The organism is Bradyrhizobium sp. S3.2.6, from assembly GCF_040546885.1.
Lineage (GTDB): Bacteria > Pseudomonadota > Alphaproteobacteria > Rhizobiales > Xanthobacteraceae > Bradyrhizobium > Bradyrhizobium cytisi.
On record NZ_JBEPOS010000001.1, the window covers coordinates 259,175 to 272,454 of the forward strand.

The 13,280-nt window shown below is 65.8% G+C and carries 13 protein-coding genes; 3 read left to right on the plus strand and 10 right to left on the minus strand.

What is annotated here, in order from left to right; genetic code table 11:
- Positions 1–14: 14 nt before the first annotated feature.
- The 5 genes from ABID58_RS01260 to rsmI all read right to left on the minus strand — a co-directional run bounded on the left by ABID58_RS01260 (position 15) and on the right by rsmI (position 4,956).
- Complete coding sequence (locus tag ABID58_RS01260) at positions 15–1,532, minus strand: type II and III secretion system protein family protein (RefSeq protein WP_354031659.1); 1,518 nt, start codon at positions 1,530–1,532, stop codon at positions 15–17.
- Positions 1,533–1,542: 10 nt separating this feature from the next.
- On the minus strand, positions 1,543–2,367 hold the full coding sequence (gene cpaB / locus ABID58_RS01265; protein ID WP_354031239.1) for a Flp pilus assembly protein CpaB: 825 nt from the start codon (positions 2,365–2,367) through the stop codon (positions 1,543–1,545).
- Positions 2,368–2,650: 283 nt separating this feature from the next.
- Positions 2,651–3,595 (minus strand): glutathione synthase, encoded by a 945-nt coding sequence (gene gshB, locus ABID58_RS01270; RefSeq protein ID WP_354031240.1) that lies wholly within the window; start codon positions 3,593–3,595, stop codon positions 2,651–2,653.
- A gap of 10 nt (positions 3,596–3,605) precedes the next feature.
- Positions 3,606–4,019, minus strand: coding sequence for a YraN family protein (locus ABID58_RS01275; protein ID WP_354031241.1), 414 nt, complete (start codon positions 4,017–4,019; stop codon positions 3,606–3,608).
- Positions 4,006–4,956, minus strand: a complete 951-nt coding sequence (gene rsmI / locus ABID58_RS01280; protein WP_354031242.1) for a 16S rRNA (cytidine(1402)-2'-O)-methyltransferase — start codon at positions 4,954–4,956, stop codon at positions 4,006–4,008. The genes ABID58_RS01275 and rsmI overlap by 14 nt, the downstream gene beginning before the upstream one ends.
- Before the next feature lie 350 nt (positions 4,957–5,306).
- Here rsmI and ABID58_RS01285 point away from each other — a divergent pair, with 350 nt between their 5' ends.
- Positions 5,307–6,542, plus strand: coding sequence for a penicillin-binding protein activator (locus ABID58_RS01285; RefSeq protein WP_354031243.1), 1,236 nt, complete (start codon positions 5,307–5,309; stop codon positions 6,540–6,542).
- A gap of 115 nt (positions 6,543–6,657) precedes the next feature.
- On the opposite strand, the gene hemW is transcribed toward ABID58_RS01285, so the two are convergent.
- From hemW to rph, 3 genes are read right to left on the minus strand one after another with little or no spacing between them, the layout of a single operon-like run.
- Positions 6,658–7,842 (minus strand): radical SAM family heme chaperone HemW, encoded by a 1,185-nt coding sequence (gene hemW, locus ABID58_RS01290; RefSeq protein WP_354031660.1) that lies wholly within the window; start codon positions 7,840–7,842, stop codon positions 6,658–6,660.
- Positions 7,843–7,858: 16 nt separating this feature from the next.
- Positions 7,859–8,494: an RdgB/HAM1 family non-canonical purine NTP pyrophosphatase gene (gene rdgB, locus ABID58_RS01295; protein ID WP_148752717.1), complete on the minus strand. Its 636-nt coding sequence runs from the start codon at positions 8,492–8,494 to the stop codon at positions 7,859–7,861.
- A gap of 11 nt (positions 8,495–8,505) precedes the next feature.
- Positions 8,506–9,219, minus strand: a complete 714-nt coding sequence (rph, locus tag ABID58_RS01300; RefSeq protein WP_354031244.1) for a ribonuclease PH — start codon at positions 9,217–9,219, stop codon at positions 8,506–8,508.
- A 179-nt stretch (positions 9,220–9,398) separates the two neighbouring features.
- On the opposite strand from rph, the gene hrcA reads away from it, so the two are divergent.
- Entirely contained in the window at positions 9,399–10,487 is a 1,089-nt protein-coding gene (hrcA, locus tag ABID58_RS01305; RefSeq protein ID WP_148752715.1) for a heat-inducible transcriptional repressor HrcA, read from the plus strand.
- A 98-nt stretch (positions 10,488–10,585) separates the two neighbouring features.
- Complete coding sequence (gene grpE, locus ABID58_RS01310; protein ID WP_354031245.1) at positions 10,586–11,191, plus strand: nucleotide exchange factor GrpE; 606 nt, start codon at positions 10,586–10,588, stop codon at positions 11,189–11,191.
- Between the two features lie 145 nt (positions 11,192–11,336).
- Here grpE and pncA read toward each other — a convergent pair whose 3' ends face one another.
- Complete coding sequence (pncA, locus tag ABID58_RS01315; RefSeq protein WP_354031246.1) at positions 11,337–12,059, minus strand: bifunctional nicotinamidase/pyrazinamidase; 723 nt, start codon at positions 12,057–12,059, stop codon at positions 11,337–11,339.
- A 118-nt stretch (positions 12,060–12,177) separates the two neighbouring features.
- Positions 12,178–13,119: a hypothetical protein gene (locus ABID58_RS01320; RefSeq protein ID WP_354031247.1), complete on the minus strand. Its 942-nt coding sequence runs from the start codon at positions 13,117–13,119 to the stop codon at positions 12,178–12,180.
- Positions 13,120–13,280: the final 161 nt, after the last annotated feature.

Here is a 13,280-nt window from a genome sequence, read left to right on the forward strand (position 1 = left end):
CCAAACCGTTGGTGTCAGTCGATGATGAAGCCGAAATCACCGCGATCGCCGTCGATCGGATCGGCGCGGCGGGCGATGCCGTAGAGGCGGTTCATGCGGCCGAGCAGCGCCGACTGCGCATCCGAGGACGGCGCGAAGCCGTCATCGGGCCGCGACAATTCCTTCTGGGCGACCGCGCGCACCACATAGGGGGTCACGATCACCATCAGCTCGGTCTCGTTGTTGACGAAGTCCTGGCTGCGGAACAGCGCGCCGAGGATCGGCACCTGGTCGACGCCGGGCAGGCCGTTGACGGCCTGCTTGGTCTGCTGCTGTATCAGGCCGGCCATCGCCATCGAGCCGCCCGAGGGAATTTCCAGCGTCGTCTCGGCGCGACGGGTCTGGACCGAGGGGATGGTGATCGAATTGGTCGAGCTCGAGGACAGTGCCTGCGACACGGTGATGGCGTTCTGGTTCGACAGCTCCGAGACCTCGGTCATCACCCGCAGGCTGATCCGGCCTTCGCTCAGCACGACCGGCGTGAAGTTCAGGGAGATGCCGAATTTCTTGTAGGAAATCTGGGTGGTACAGACATGCGTGGTCGGATCGCAGGAATAGCCTGCGGGGATCGGGAATTCGCCGCCCGCGATGAAGGTCGCGGATTCGCCGGAGATCGCCGTCAGGCTCGGCTCGGCCAGGGTGCGCATCACGCCGGCGCTTTCCATCGCGCGCATCGTGGCGCTGACGGTGGCGACGCCCTTGGCGAGGCCGGCGACGCCGAGCCCGTTGCCGCTGACCAGCGGTCCGCCGCTGGCCGAGAACGGATTGGAATTGTTGAAATTCACCACCGCGGTGCCGGCGTTCAGGCTGGCGCTGAGATCGACACCCAGCTGCTTGACGATGTCGCGGCGGACTTCGCCGACCACGACCTTCAGCATCACCTGGTCGCGGCCGCGCACCACGATGTTGTTGACGACCTTGTCGGCGCCGCCGACGAGCTTGGCGGCGACGTCGCCGGCCTGCTGGGCCTCGACCGGGCTCGACACCGAGCCGGTCAGCATCACGCTGTCGCCGACGCCCTCGATCTGCACGCCCGGCAGCGATGCGCGCAGCGCCGTGCGCATGCCGTTGAGGTCGCGCTTGACCGCGATGTCGTAGGAAGCAACCTGCTGGCCGTCGGCGCCGAAGAACACCACGTTGGTCTGGCCGACCTGGCCGCCGATGATATAGGCGCGCTGCGCTGAGCGGATCACAGCATTGGCGATCTTGGGATCGGCCACCAGCACGTCCTTGACCTCGCGCGGCAGGTCGATGACGACCGACTTGCCGACGCCGAGCGACAGCGAACGCGTCCGCGCCGGCGCGATGGTTGCGACCGGCGACACGCCGAGATCCGGCGCCTGCATCGGCGCCTGGTCTCCGACCGGCGCATCCGCAGCGCGGACGAGATCGGGGGCTGCGAGCAGCCCCAGCATCAGCATTGCCCCTGCCCGGAACGAGCCAGCGCGCTTCCCCCGAATGCGCAGGCCCATCCGATTACCCCCGTAGTTCATCATGTCCCCATCACTTCTGTGACGTCAGTTGTCGCGCCTGCACGCCGTAGCGGATCACGTTCACGCCGCTCGAGCGTTGTTTGAGCGACTGGTCCTCGGGCGTGCCGTCGGAGGCGCTGGCATCGGCGATGCTGCGCAATGCAAGTGTCAGCGCGCCGCCCTGGCGCGAGGCCGACAGCGTCGCGACTTGGTCGGGCCGGAGCTCGAGCGTGACCGTCTTGCCGAGCACGGCGTTCTGGCCGTCCTTCTCCTTCGGCGCCTGGTCGATCGCGAGCACGCGGATGTTGGTCAGGATGACTTCCGACAGGATCAGGTCATTGCCGCCGGTCGAGCTGTTGGTGTTGGCGCCATCAGGGTTCTTCAGGCGTCGCGTCAGGACGATGTCGACGCGGTCGTTCGGCAGGATGAAGCCGCCGGCCCCGGTCTCGGCGGAGATCTCGGTGGACACGGCTCGCATGCCGGACGGCAGGATCGCGGCCATGAAGCCGGAGCCGTCGGCCTTCACCAGCTTCTGCTCGCGGATCGGCTCGCCCTGCATCAAGGGCACGCGCGCGATCGAGCCGGCGATCTGGGTCTGCGCGTCGGGCCTGCTGTCGCGGCGGATGAAGGCGCCGCTCGCGGTCGATTGCGGCCAGGTCTGCCATTGCAGATCCTCGGCCTTCACGGCCTGGCCGAGCTGAATGTCGGATTTGGCGACGAGCACCTCGACCGTCGGCAGCTTCTCGGCCACCGGGAGCGCGGGCGCGGGCTTGTTGTCGTAGCCGCTCGCCAGATACGCAGCGACGCCGCCGGCGCCAAGTGCGATGACGAGAACGACAATGCGTGCGGTGTTCATACGCTTCTACTCTTACGCGGGGCACTCGAACCGCACGTGGCGGGTTCCCCGGCATCGATGAGTAGGGAGTAAAAGTATAAGGGGTGTTGCGAGGCCGAGTGTGATGGTCAGTGATGGCGCGGGTTCTGGGCAGATGGTGAATGCCGCGTTAGCCGCGCGGCCAGCGGCCCCGTAGATTCACGCAGGCGCGCTCGTGCATTCGCACAAGGCGCGGGGCGTCATGGTGAATGGGTGGTTAGTGAAGCGCGGTCAATGTTTCCGTTGATGTCTGTAGCGCCGCTGCTTACTTCGCCCGCTTCTGCTCGATCGCGTCCCAGATCTTCGCCGCAACATCGGGGCCGCCTAGCCGCGCGATGGCGCGGATGCCGGTCGGCGAGGTCACGTTGATCTCGGTGAGGTTGCCGTTGATGACATCGAGGCCGACGAACAGCAGTCCGCGCTCGCGCAACGCCGGGCCGACGGTGGCGCAGATCTCGCGCTCGCGCGGCGTCAGCTCGGTCTCCTTTGCCGCGCCGCCGCGCACCATGTTGGAGCGGAGGTCGTCGGCGGCCGGCACGCGGTTCACCGCGCCTGCGAACTCGCCATTGACCAGGATGATGCGCTTGTCGCCGAGCTTCACCTCGGGGATGAACTGCTGGATCACCCAGGCCTCCTTGAAGGTGACCGAGAACATGTCGTAGAGCGAGCCGAAATTCATGTCCTGCGGCATCACGCGGAAGACCGCGGCGCCGCCATGGCCGTGCAGCGGCTTCATCACCACGGCACCGTACTTGTCGCGGAAAGCGTTGATCTCTTCGAGGTCGCGCGAGATCAGGGTCGGCGGCATCAACTGCGGAAAGTTCATCACGAACAGCTTTTCGGGCGCATTGCGCACCGAGGCCGGGTCGTTGACGACCAGCGTCTTCGGATGGATGCGCTCGAGCAGGTGCGTCGAGGTGATGTAGGCGAGATCGAACGGCGGATCCTGGCGCAACAGCACCACGTCAAAGCCGTTCAGCGCCTCGCGCCTGGGCTCGCCGAGAGTGAAGTGATCGCCGGGCTCGTCGCGCACGGTCAGGAGCTGCACCGGCGCGACGATCTCGTCGCCGACCATCGAGAGCTTGTCGGGTGTGTAATAGGACAGGCCATGGCCGCGCTTCTGCGCCTCCAGAAGCAGCGCAAAGGTGGAATCGCCCTTGATGTTGATGCGGGCGATGGGGTCCATCTGGACGGCGACGTTCAGTTTCATGGTCTGCCTTTCAGGTCGAGGCGTCGAATGCCGCCAACACATGGCGTGGAAGTGATCGCGGCGCAATCAGCATGGCGTCGAATCGCAATTCGAATTCCGCATGCTCGGGATGCGTGGCAAGCCAGCCCTGCGCGGCGTCGATGATGCGCTGCTGCTGGCGCGGCGTCACCGCATAGGCGGCCTCATCGAAGCTGGCACGCGCCTTGACCTCGACAAAGGCGATCAGGTTGCGGCGGCGCGCCACGAGGTCGATCTCGCCATGCGGGGTGCGGTAGCGCTTGGCGAGGATGCGGTAGCCCTTCGCCATCAGATAGGCAGCGGCGCGGCTCTCCGCGGAGATGCCGGTGCGGAACGCGGCGACGCGCTCGGGCGAGGCGATCTTCGGTTCCGGTTTCGGATCCGCTGGATCCTTAGGCTTCGCCATCGCCGCCCCGCAAATCTTTTGCGAGTTCGAGCGCGCGGGCATAGACCTCGCGCCGCGGCCGACCCGAGAGCGCGACTGCGTGTGCGACGGCGTCCTTGACGCTATGGGTGGCGAGCTGCTCGCGCAGGAGATCGTCCAGCGCGTCCGGTGTCAGCACGTCGGCATCCGCGGCAGGCGGAGCGATCACCAGCACGAATTCGCCGCGCGTCTCCAGCGTGTCCGCCTCGCGCGCCAGCTCATCGAGCTTCGCGCGCGAGATCTCCTCGTGCAGTTTTGTCAGCTCGCGGCAGATTGCGGCCTCGCGCGTGCCCATGATCTCGGCGAGCTCGGCGAGCGTATCCTGCACCCGATTGCCGGATTCGAACATCACCAGCGTCGCGTCGATGCGGGCAAGTTCGGTGAGGCGCGACCGCCGCGCGGCGGATTTCGCCGGCAAAAATCCCTCGAAGAAGAAACGGTCGGTCGGCAGGGCCGCGACCGACAGCGCCGCCAGCACCGAGGATGGGCCGGGTAGCGCATAGACCGCATGGCCGGCTGCGCAGACATCGCGGACCAGCTTGAAGCCGGGATCGGAGATCAGCGGCGTGCCGGCGTCCGACACCAGCGCGACCGAGCCGCCTGCGGCAAGCGCCTCCAGGATCCTTGGGCGGGCGGCCTCGGCATTGTGCTCGTGATATTGCTTGAGCGGCGCCGAGATATTGTAACGCTCGGTCAGGCGCCGCGTGATGCGGGTGTCCTCGCAGCAGATGACGTCGACCCCGGCCAGCGTCTGCAGCGCACGGAGGGTGATGTCGCCGAGATTGCCGATCGGGGTCGCGACCAGATAGAGGCCGGCCGCCGCCTTCGGCACCGCGAGCCGATGGGCGTCGATGGAGAAACCGCGCGGGGCGGCATCCGTAGCTTCAGTCGTATTTATCGGGGCCGGCTTTGCGCGCATAATCAGACGAACTTAGGCATGATCCCCGGGGCTGGGAACCGGTCCCCCGAAAAAGATCGTGCCGGGCAAGATACTGAACTGGGGCGAGGAAAGACTGGAATGTGATCCATCCGGCATCACATTCCCTAGGAAATGAAGCGTCAGCGCCATATTCGTGGCGGAAACCCCGCTTTGATGCTGGATGACGGACGGCGAGCAGCCAACCAGGAACGTAAGGCAGTCGCGTTAAGCGGGCATTATCCTTTTGTTTTGGTTAACTATTTGCCGACAATATGCCTGAATCCGCGGCTTCTGTCGCGGCAAGATTTGCTGTGATCGGCCGGCGACGGAAGATCAGAAGAAGAGCTGCCATGGTGGGCCCGCGTGATCTGAAGTCTCCCGTTGACGGGTCCCGTTTGTCGGGGACGACCCGGCGGAGTGCGCTTGGCCTGCTGCTCGGCACGCCCTTGCTGTCGGCCTGCGCCGGCGTGCAGCAGAGCCTCAGCCAGTTTTCCAACCCGTTCAGCAGCTCATCCCCGCCGCCGGCCCAGCCGGCCGGGCCGCCGCAACAGGCGACGACCGCCGGCACCGGCGGGGTGAAGGTCGCCGTGATCCTGCCGCTCTCGGCCGCCGGCAATGCCGGACTTGCCGCGCAGTCGATGCGCAACGCCGCCGAGATGGCGCTGGCCGAGTTCCAGAACCCGAACATCCAGCTCTTGATCAAGGACGACAATGGCAGCCCGCAAGGCGCGCAAGCTGGTGCGCAGCAGGCGGTCGACGAAGGTGCCGAGATCATTCTGGGGCCGCTGTTCGCACAGTCGGTCCCGGCCGTGGCGCAGGTCGCGCGCACGCGCGGCATCTCGGTGATGGCGTTCTCGACCGATTCGAGCATCGCAGGCCGCGGCGTCTATCTCTTGAGCTTCCTGCCGGAGTCCGACGTCAATCGCATCGTCGAATATTCCGCCAGTATCGGGAAACGCTCCGTCGCCGTGCTCGTGCCCGACAATGCCTATGGCAATGTGGTCGAAGCCGCGGTGAAGGCCGCAGTGCCCAGGCGCGGCGGACGCATCGTCGCGTTCGAGAAATACGGCGCCGATCGCGCGACGCCGGCGCGCACCGTCGCGCAGCAGCTCGGCAGCGCGGATGCACTGTTCATTGCCGATGACGGCGATGCCGTCGTCGCGGTCGCGGATGCAATGACCGCAGCGGGCGCGAATTTGCGCAACATCCAGCTGCTCGGCACCGGCCTGTGGGACAGCCCGCGTGTCTATGCCAGCCCAAGCCTGCAGGGTGGCCTCTATGCCGCACCCGATCCAGCCGGCTTCCGCGCGTTCTCCGGCCGCTACCGTACCAAATATGGTGCCGAACCGATCCGCACCGCGACGCTCGCCTATGACGCGGTGGCGCTTGTCGCAGCGCTCGCGCGCACGCAGGGCACCACGCGCTTCTCGTCCGACGTGCTCACCAATCCCTCCGGCTTCGCCGGCATCGACGGCCTGTTCCGCTTCCGCGCCGACGGCACCAATGAGCGTGGGCTCGCGGTGATGAAGGTGACGACGGGCGGCGGCGTTGCAGTCGCGGGTTCGCCGAAGAGCTTTGGGGCTTAACGAGCTGCTGTAGGGTGGGCAAAGGCGCGCGCTTGCGCGCCGTGCCCACCATCTCTCAACAAATTTTCATGGAATGGTGGGCACGCTTCCGCTTTGCCCACCCTACGAGATCTCATTATGCCGCGAGATCCGCGACCACTGCGTCGAGCACTGGGAATCCGCTGCTCGTGACGCGCAAACGGCCCGTCGCATCCACCGTGATCGCGCCTTCCTCGCGCAGTAGCGCGATGCGTTTGGGATCGAGCGGGCGGCCGGAGAGCGCAGTGTAGCGCTCGGGGTCGATACCTTCGGCCAAGCGCAATCCCATCAGCAAGAATTCGTCGGCGCGTTCTTCGCTGTTGAGAAGATCGTCGGTGACAACGCCATGGCCGCTGCTCTCGACGCGCATCAGCCAGGCTTCGGGACGCTTCTCGGTGGCGGTCGCGTGCCTGGTGCCGTCGATGTCGAGGCGGCCATGCGCGCCGGGACCGATGCCGGCATATTCCTCGCCGCGCCAGTACACCAGATTATGCCGGCACTCGGCGCCGCGCCGCGCGTGGTTGGAAATCTCGTAGGCAGGCAGCCCCAGCTTGTCGCAGGTCTCCTGTGTCACGTCGTAGAGAGCGCGCGCGACCGCTTCGTCGGGCGTCTTCAGCTTGCCGGCCTGGTGTAGGCCGAAGAACGGCGTGCCTTCCTCGATCGTCAATTGATAGAGCGACAGATGCTCGGCCGCTTCGTCGATTGCGAGACGCAGTTCATCGGCCCACATCGCCGGCGTCTGGTCGGGGCGGGCGTAGATCAGGTCGAACGAATAGCGATCGAACGAACGACGCGCGATCGCAACGGCATCGAGCGCCTCGCGCGCGCTGTGCATGCGGCCCAGCGCCTTCAGCGAGGTATCGTCGAGCGCTTGCACGCCGAGCGAGACGCGGTTGACGCCGGCGGCGCGATAGCCGGCAAAGCGCGTGGCTTCGACACTGGTCGGGTTTGCCTCGAGTGTCACCTCGACGTCGTTGGCAACTTTCCAGTGCTTGCCGATCGCGTCGAGCACGGCGCCGACGGTTGCCGGCTGCATCAGCGACGGCGTGCCGCCGCCGAGGAAGATCGAGGTCACCTCGCGGCCGGGCGAGCGCTGCGCGGTGGTTTCGATCTCGCGGGCGAAGGCGGATGCAAAGCGCGCCTCGTCGATCGCGGCGTGGCGGACATGGCTGTTGAAGTCGCAATAGGGGCACTTCGACAGGCAGAACGGCCAGTGCACGTAGACGCCAAAGGCTTCGGATTCCTGTTTTGACGCGTTTTCCTGGCGCGAACCGGTATCCACTTCGCTCGAAAACGCTCTAGCGCGGCTCAAGGCAGATCTCCGCCAGTTTCACGAAGGCGCGGGCGCGGTGGGACAGGCCGAGGCCGAGCGGTGGCAGGCCGTGCTTTTCAATGCCGGTCATCTCGCCGAAGGTGCGATCGTAACCATCCGGCAGGAACATCGGATCGTAGCCGAAGCCGGCGGTGCCGCGCGGCGGCCACACCAGCGTGCCGTCGACGCGCGCCTCGACCTCTTCGAGATGATCGTCGGGCCAGGCGACGCAGAGCGCGGAGACGAAATGCGCCTTGCGCTTGTCCGGCGTGGTGGCGCCACGCTCCTGCAACAGGCGCTCGATCTGCGCCATTGCGGCAGCGAAATCCTTGGACGGTCCGGCCCAGCGCGCGCTGTAGATGCCGGGCGCGCCGTCGAGCGCATCGACCACGATGCCGGAATCATCGGCGAAAGCGGGCAACTTCGACGTCTGCGCCGCCGCGACCGCCTTGATCGCCGCATTGCTGCGGAAATCGTTGCCGGTCTCGTCTGGCTCGGGCAGGCCGAGCTCGCCGGCCGACACCACCTCGATGCCATGAGGCGCGAGCAGCTCCTTCATCTCGGCGAGCTTGCCGGGATTATGGGTCGCGATGACGAGCTTTCCGGTGATTCGGCGGTGCATGGGCCTATTGACTACGCGACAGCCAGTTTCTGCAAGTCCACGAGACGCGCGATGCCCTTTTGCGCCAGGGCGATCAGCGCAAGGAACTCGTGCTGGGTAAACGGCTCGCGTTCCGCCGTGCCCTGCACCTCGATGATGCGGCCATCGCCGGTCATGACGAAATTGGCGTCGGTCTGGGCTTCCGAATCCTCGGCATAGTCGAGATCCAGCACCGGCTTGCCCTGATAGATGCCGCAGGAGATCGCGGCGACGTTGTCGCGCATCACGTTGGCCTTGATGATGTTGCGCGTCTTCATCCAGTTGATGCAGTCGGCGAGCGCGACCCAGGCGCCGGTGATCGAGGCGGTGCGGGTGCCGCCGTCGGCCTGGAGCACGTCGCAATCGACCGTGATCTGGCGCTCGCCGAGCGCTTCGAGATCGACGATGGTGCGCAACGAACGCCCGATCAGGCGCTGAATCTCGACGGTGCGGCCGCTCTGCTTGCCGGCGGCGGCTTCGCGGCGCGTGCGTTCGGAGGTCGCGCGCGGCAGCATGCCGTATTCGGCGGTGACCCAGCCGCGGCCCTGGCCCTTCAGCCAGGGCGGCAAACGGTCTTCCAGCGTAGCGGTGACCAGCACATGGGTGTCGCCGAACTTCACGAGGCAGGAGCCTTCCGCATATTTGACCACGCCACGCTCCAGCGTCACGGGGCGCAATTCGTCGGGCGCACGGCGGCTTGGCCGCATGGGAATTCCTCCAAAACTCTCGGAAAAGGGCTATTCGCGGTGCTTGTAGGTGGGGTGAGGGTGGGCGGCAAGGGGGGAAGACAAGGCTTTTTCACCCCCGGTTTTCCACCCCGCAAACGCCACGCTTGTCAGAACCCTCGGGGATGGACAAATTATCAGCATCTGAGAGGAGTTACCCTGTGGCCCATCACGATCCGATCCATCTGATCGCGCCGCGCGCAGGCCTCGCCCAGCTCAACGAGCGTTCCCGCGACATCTTTCGTCAAATTGTCGAAAGCTATCTCGCGACCGGTGAGCCGGTCGGATCGCGCAACATCTCACGGCTGATCGCGATGCCGCTGTCGCCGGCCTCGGTCCGCAACGTCATGGCCGATCTGGAACATCTCGGCCTGATCTATGCGCCCCACACCTCTGCTGGCCGGCTGCCCACGGAACTCGGCTTGCGCTTCTTTGTCGACGCCCTGATGCAGGTCGGCGACCTCAATGATGCCGAGCGGCAGTCGATCCAAAGCCAGCTGACCTCGGTCGGCCAGGCGCAGTCGGTCGAGGCGGCGCTCGATCAGGCGCTGACGCGGCTGTCGGGTCTCACCCGCACCGCGGCTGTCGTTCTAACGCCGAAATCGAATACCCGGCTGAAACATATCGAATTCGTCCGGCTGGAACCCGAGAAGGCGCTGGTGATCCTGGTCGGCGAGGACGGCCAGGTCGAAAACCGCGTGCTGACGCTGCCGCCGGGGGTTCCCTCCTCGGCCATCACCGAAGCCGGCAACTTTCTCAATTCGCGGATTCGCGGCCGGACGCTCGCCGAGGCGCGACTCGAGCTGGAAACCGCGCTCGGCGAGGCTCGCGCCGAGCTCGACCAATTGACGCAAAAGGTGATCTCGGCCGGGATTGCGAGCTGGTCCGGCGGCGATAATGAAGACCGCCAGCTCATCGTTCGCGGCCACGCCAATCTGCTGGAGGATCTGCACGCGCTGGAGGATCTCGAGCGGGTGCGGCTGCTGTTCGACGATCTCGAGACCAAGCGCGGCGTGATCGACCTGCTCGGGCGCGCCGAAACCGCCGAAGGCGTGCGGATTTTCATCGGTTCGGAGAATAAGCTGTTCTCGCTGTCGGGGTCGTCCACCATCATCTCGCCCTATCGGGATGCCGCCGGCCACATCGTCGGCGTTCTGGGCGTGATCGGGCCGACGCGGCTGAATTATGCCCGTGTGATCCCGACCGTGGACTACGCCGCCCGCATCGTCAGCCGGCTGCTGGGGGGCTGACCGGCATTTGAGCCGATCACGGGCGCTTGATTTTCAGCGCCCGAAGCACGATATCCGGGCCAGCAAAATCCCGTAAGACGAGCTTGAAAAGAGAGCCGATGACCGATCAAGACCGGCAACCCGAAGACACGACCGCCGCGACCGGCGAGCCGGTGGTGTCAAAACCCTACATCATGCCCGACGATCCCGAGCCGGGTTCGGTGGAATTGCTGCAGAAGGAAGCCGCCGAGTCGCGCGACCGCATGCTGCGGACGCTGGCCGAGATGGAAAATCTGCGCAAGCGCACCGCCAGGGAGGTCGCTGACTCCAAGCTCTACGGCGTCACCGGCTTTGCCCGCGACGTGCTCGACATTGCCGACAATCTTCAGCGCGCGCTCGACGCCGTTCCGGCGGAAGCGCGTGCCGCCGCCGATCCCGGCCTGATCGCGCTGATCGAAGGCGTCGAGCTCACCGAGCGCTCGCTGCTCAACGCGCTGGAAAAGCACGGCGTGAAGAAGTTCGATCCGCAGGGCCAGAAGTTCGATCCGAACTTCCAGCAGGCGATGTACGAGGTGCCCGATGCGTCGGTGCCCGCGGGCACCGTGGTGCAGGTCATGCAGGCTGGCTACACCATCGGCGATCGCGTGCTGCGTCCGGCGCTGGTCGGCGTCGCCAAGGGTGGCACCAAGCCCGCGCCCGCGGCGAACAGCAACGAGGCGGACTGAGCGGCGTCAAGCCGCGTTCTGAAAATTGAGGTGTCATTCCGGGGCGATGCGACGCATCGAACTATGGTGCGCAATTGCGCACCTGAGAATCTCGAGCTTCCGGGTTCGGCTCCGTGAGCCGAACCGGAATGACCGTGCGAAAACCTTACGCGCTCGCCGCGATATCCGCAGACTGAATCCGCTTCACGCCGGCCTTGGCCATATCGGCCCAGGCCTTCGCGAGCGAGCCCTGATTGTCGATGCCGCGGCAGGCGTCTTCCACGACATAGACCTCAAAACCCGCCTTGCGCGCATCGAGCGCGGTCCAGGCGACGCAGAAATCCGTGGCGAGACCCGCCACGAAGACGCGCTTGATCTTGCGGCCCTTGAGATAACCGGCAAGTCCGGTCGAGGTCTTGCCGTCGGCTTCGAGGAACGCCGAATAGCTGTCGACGTCCTTGTGAAAGCCCTTGCGGATGATGAGCTCGGCCTGCGGGATCGAGAGGTCCTTCGACAGCAAGGCGCCGTCGGTGCCTTGCACGCAATGGTCGGGCCACAGCACCTGCTTGCCGTAGGGCAGGTCGATGGTCTCGAACGGCTTCTTGCCGGAATGCACCGAAGCGAACGAGACGTGGCCGGGCGTGTGCCAGTCCTGCGTCATCACCACGTTCGAGAACGCTTTCGCCATCTTGTTGATCACAGGCACGACCTGCTCGCCTTCCTTTACCGCGAGGCTGCCGCCGGGCAGGAAGCAGTTTTGCACGTCGATCACGAGCAGCGCGGATGTGTTGTCGGGCTTGATCGTGGCCGCTGCGAAAAGTGCTGATGGAGCGAGGCCCGCGAGGGCCGTGGTCCCCAGCGCCGCCAAGATCTGTCGTCGGTTTAGCATCGTCGGCCTCCCCTCCAGGATGATCCAATGGAGGGAAGCCTAGTTCCGTTCGTGTACGAACAAAAGCCCGAAAATGCAGCCGGCTCTGGTGAGCGGTTGGGCTGTCAGCCCCAAGAAACTAGCCCTTGGGCTGGATGCCGTCGCGCACGGCGCGGAAGCGGGTGAAGGCGTCCGGCCACTGGTCGCGCGGCGCGCTGGCGATGATGCGGAGCGAAGCACCGCCGGGCGCGAAGCGGATCCACTGCACCACGGTCACCGGCGTCTTGTCCTTGCCACTAACGCCGTCGATCCGGGTCTCGAAGCCCGGCTGGCCGTTGATGCGGATCGGCTCCGACATGGTGACGCGGGACTCGCGCACCCCGGGGATCTGGAGCGCCGCCTCCTGGGCAAAGCGGGCGCGGTCGTCAGCCTGCTGCGGCGTCGCGCCGATCAGGCCGAGGATCATGAACGGCTTAGATTCATAGCCCGAGCTCTCGTTGCCGTCGGCCAGGATGATGCTCGAGCCCGGGACCAGCGTGCGGATGTCCTTGAAGCTGGCGAGATCGGTGATCTTGAACGGCATCAGCCCGATCTGCTCGTCAGCCGACACCTCCTTGCGGGTCACGGCGGTGGCAAACATCTGCCGCACCGCCTCATCGGTGTAGATCTTCGACGCGTTCTCGGGCACCTGCACGGCGACATAGCCGGAGAAGCCGGTGCCCGGCACGATCATCGAATAGCGCCTCACCGGGGTCGTGCCGGCCTTGCCGCTCTCGGTGGTGAAATAGGCAAGGCCCGCGAGCGTCTCAATCTTGTCCGGCTTGATGCCGTTGCTGCCGGCCGGATTGGCGTTGAAGGCGCCCACGACCTCGCCATAGGCCGCCGGCGGCAGCTCGGTGATCAGCACCTTGACGCTGCCGTCCTCACTCTCGAAGCCCGGAAAGGTCTTGGCCGTGTTCAGCCCGACCAGCGGTACCATGCCGAGGCGCAAGCCAGGCGGAAACACGGCGTCGGCGGAGAGCGCCGGAAATGCTGTGGCAACTAGCAGGGCGAGCGCGGCGAGGGGGCGGGTCAGCTTCATGGGCACTCTGATTGGTTCACATTGAGGCCGTTCAATGGTCGGCGATTGGGCCGCTTTGTCGCGCGAAGCAGCCCCATGGGAGGCAGCCCATGGCGAGGCCGTCCGGCCGGCGCCCTTTTAGCGGGTTTGGCACGCCGGCAACAGGGCCGGGCCAATCATGG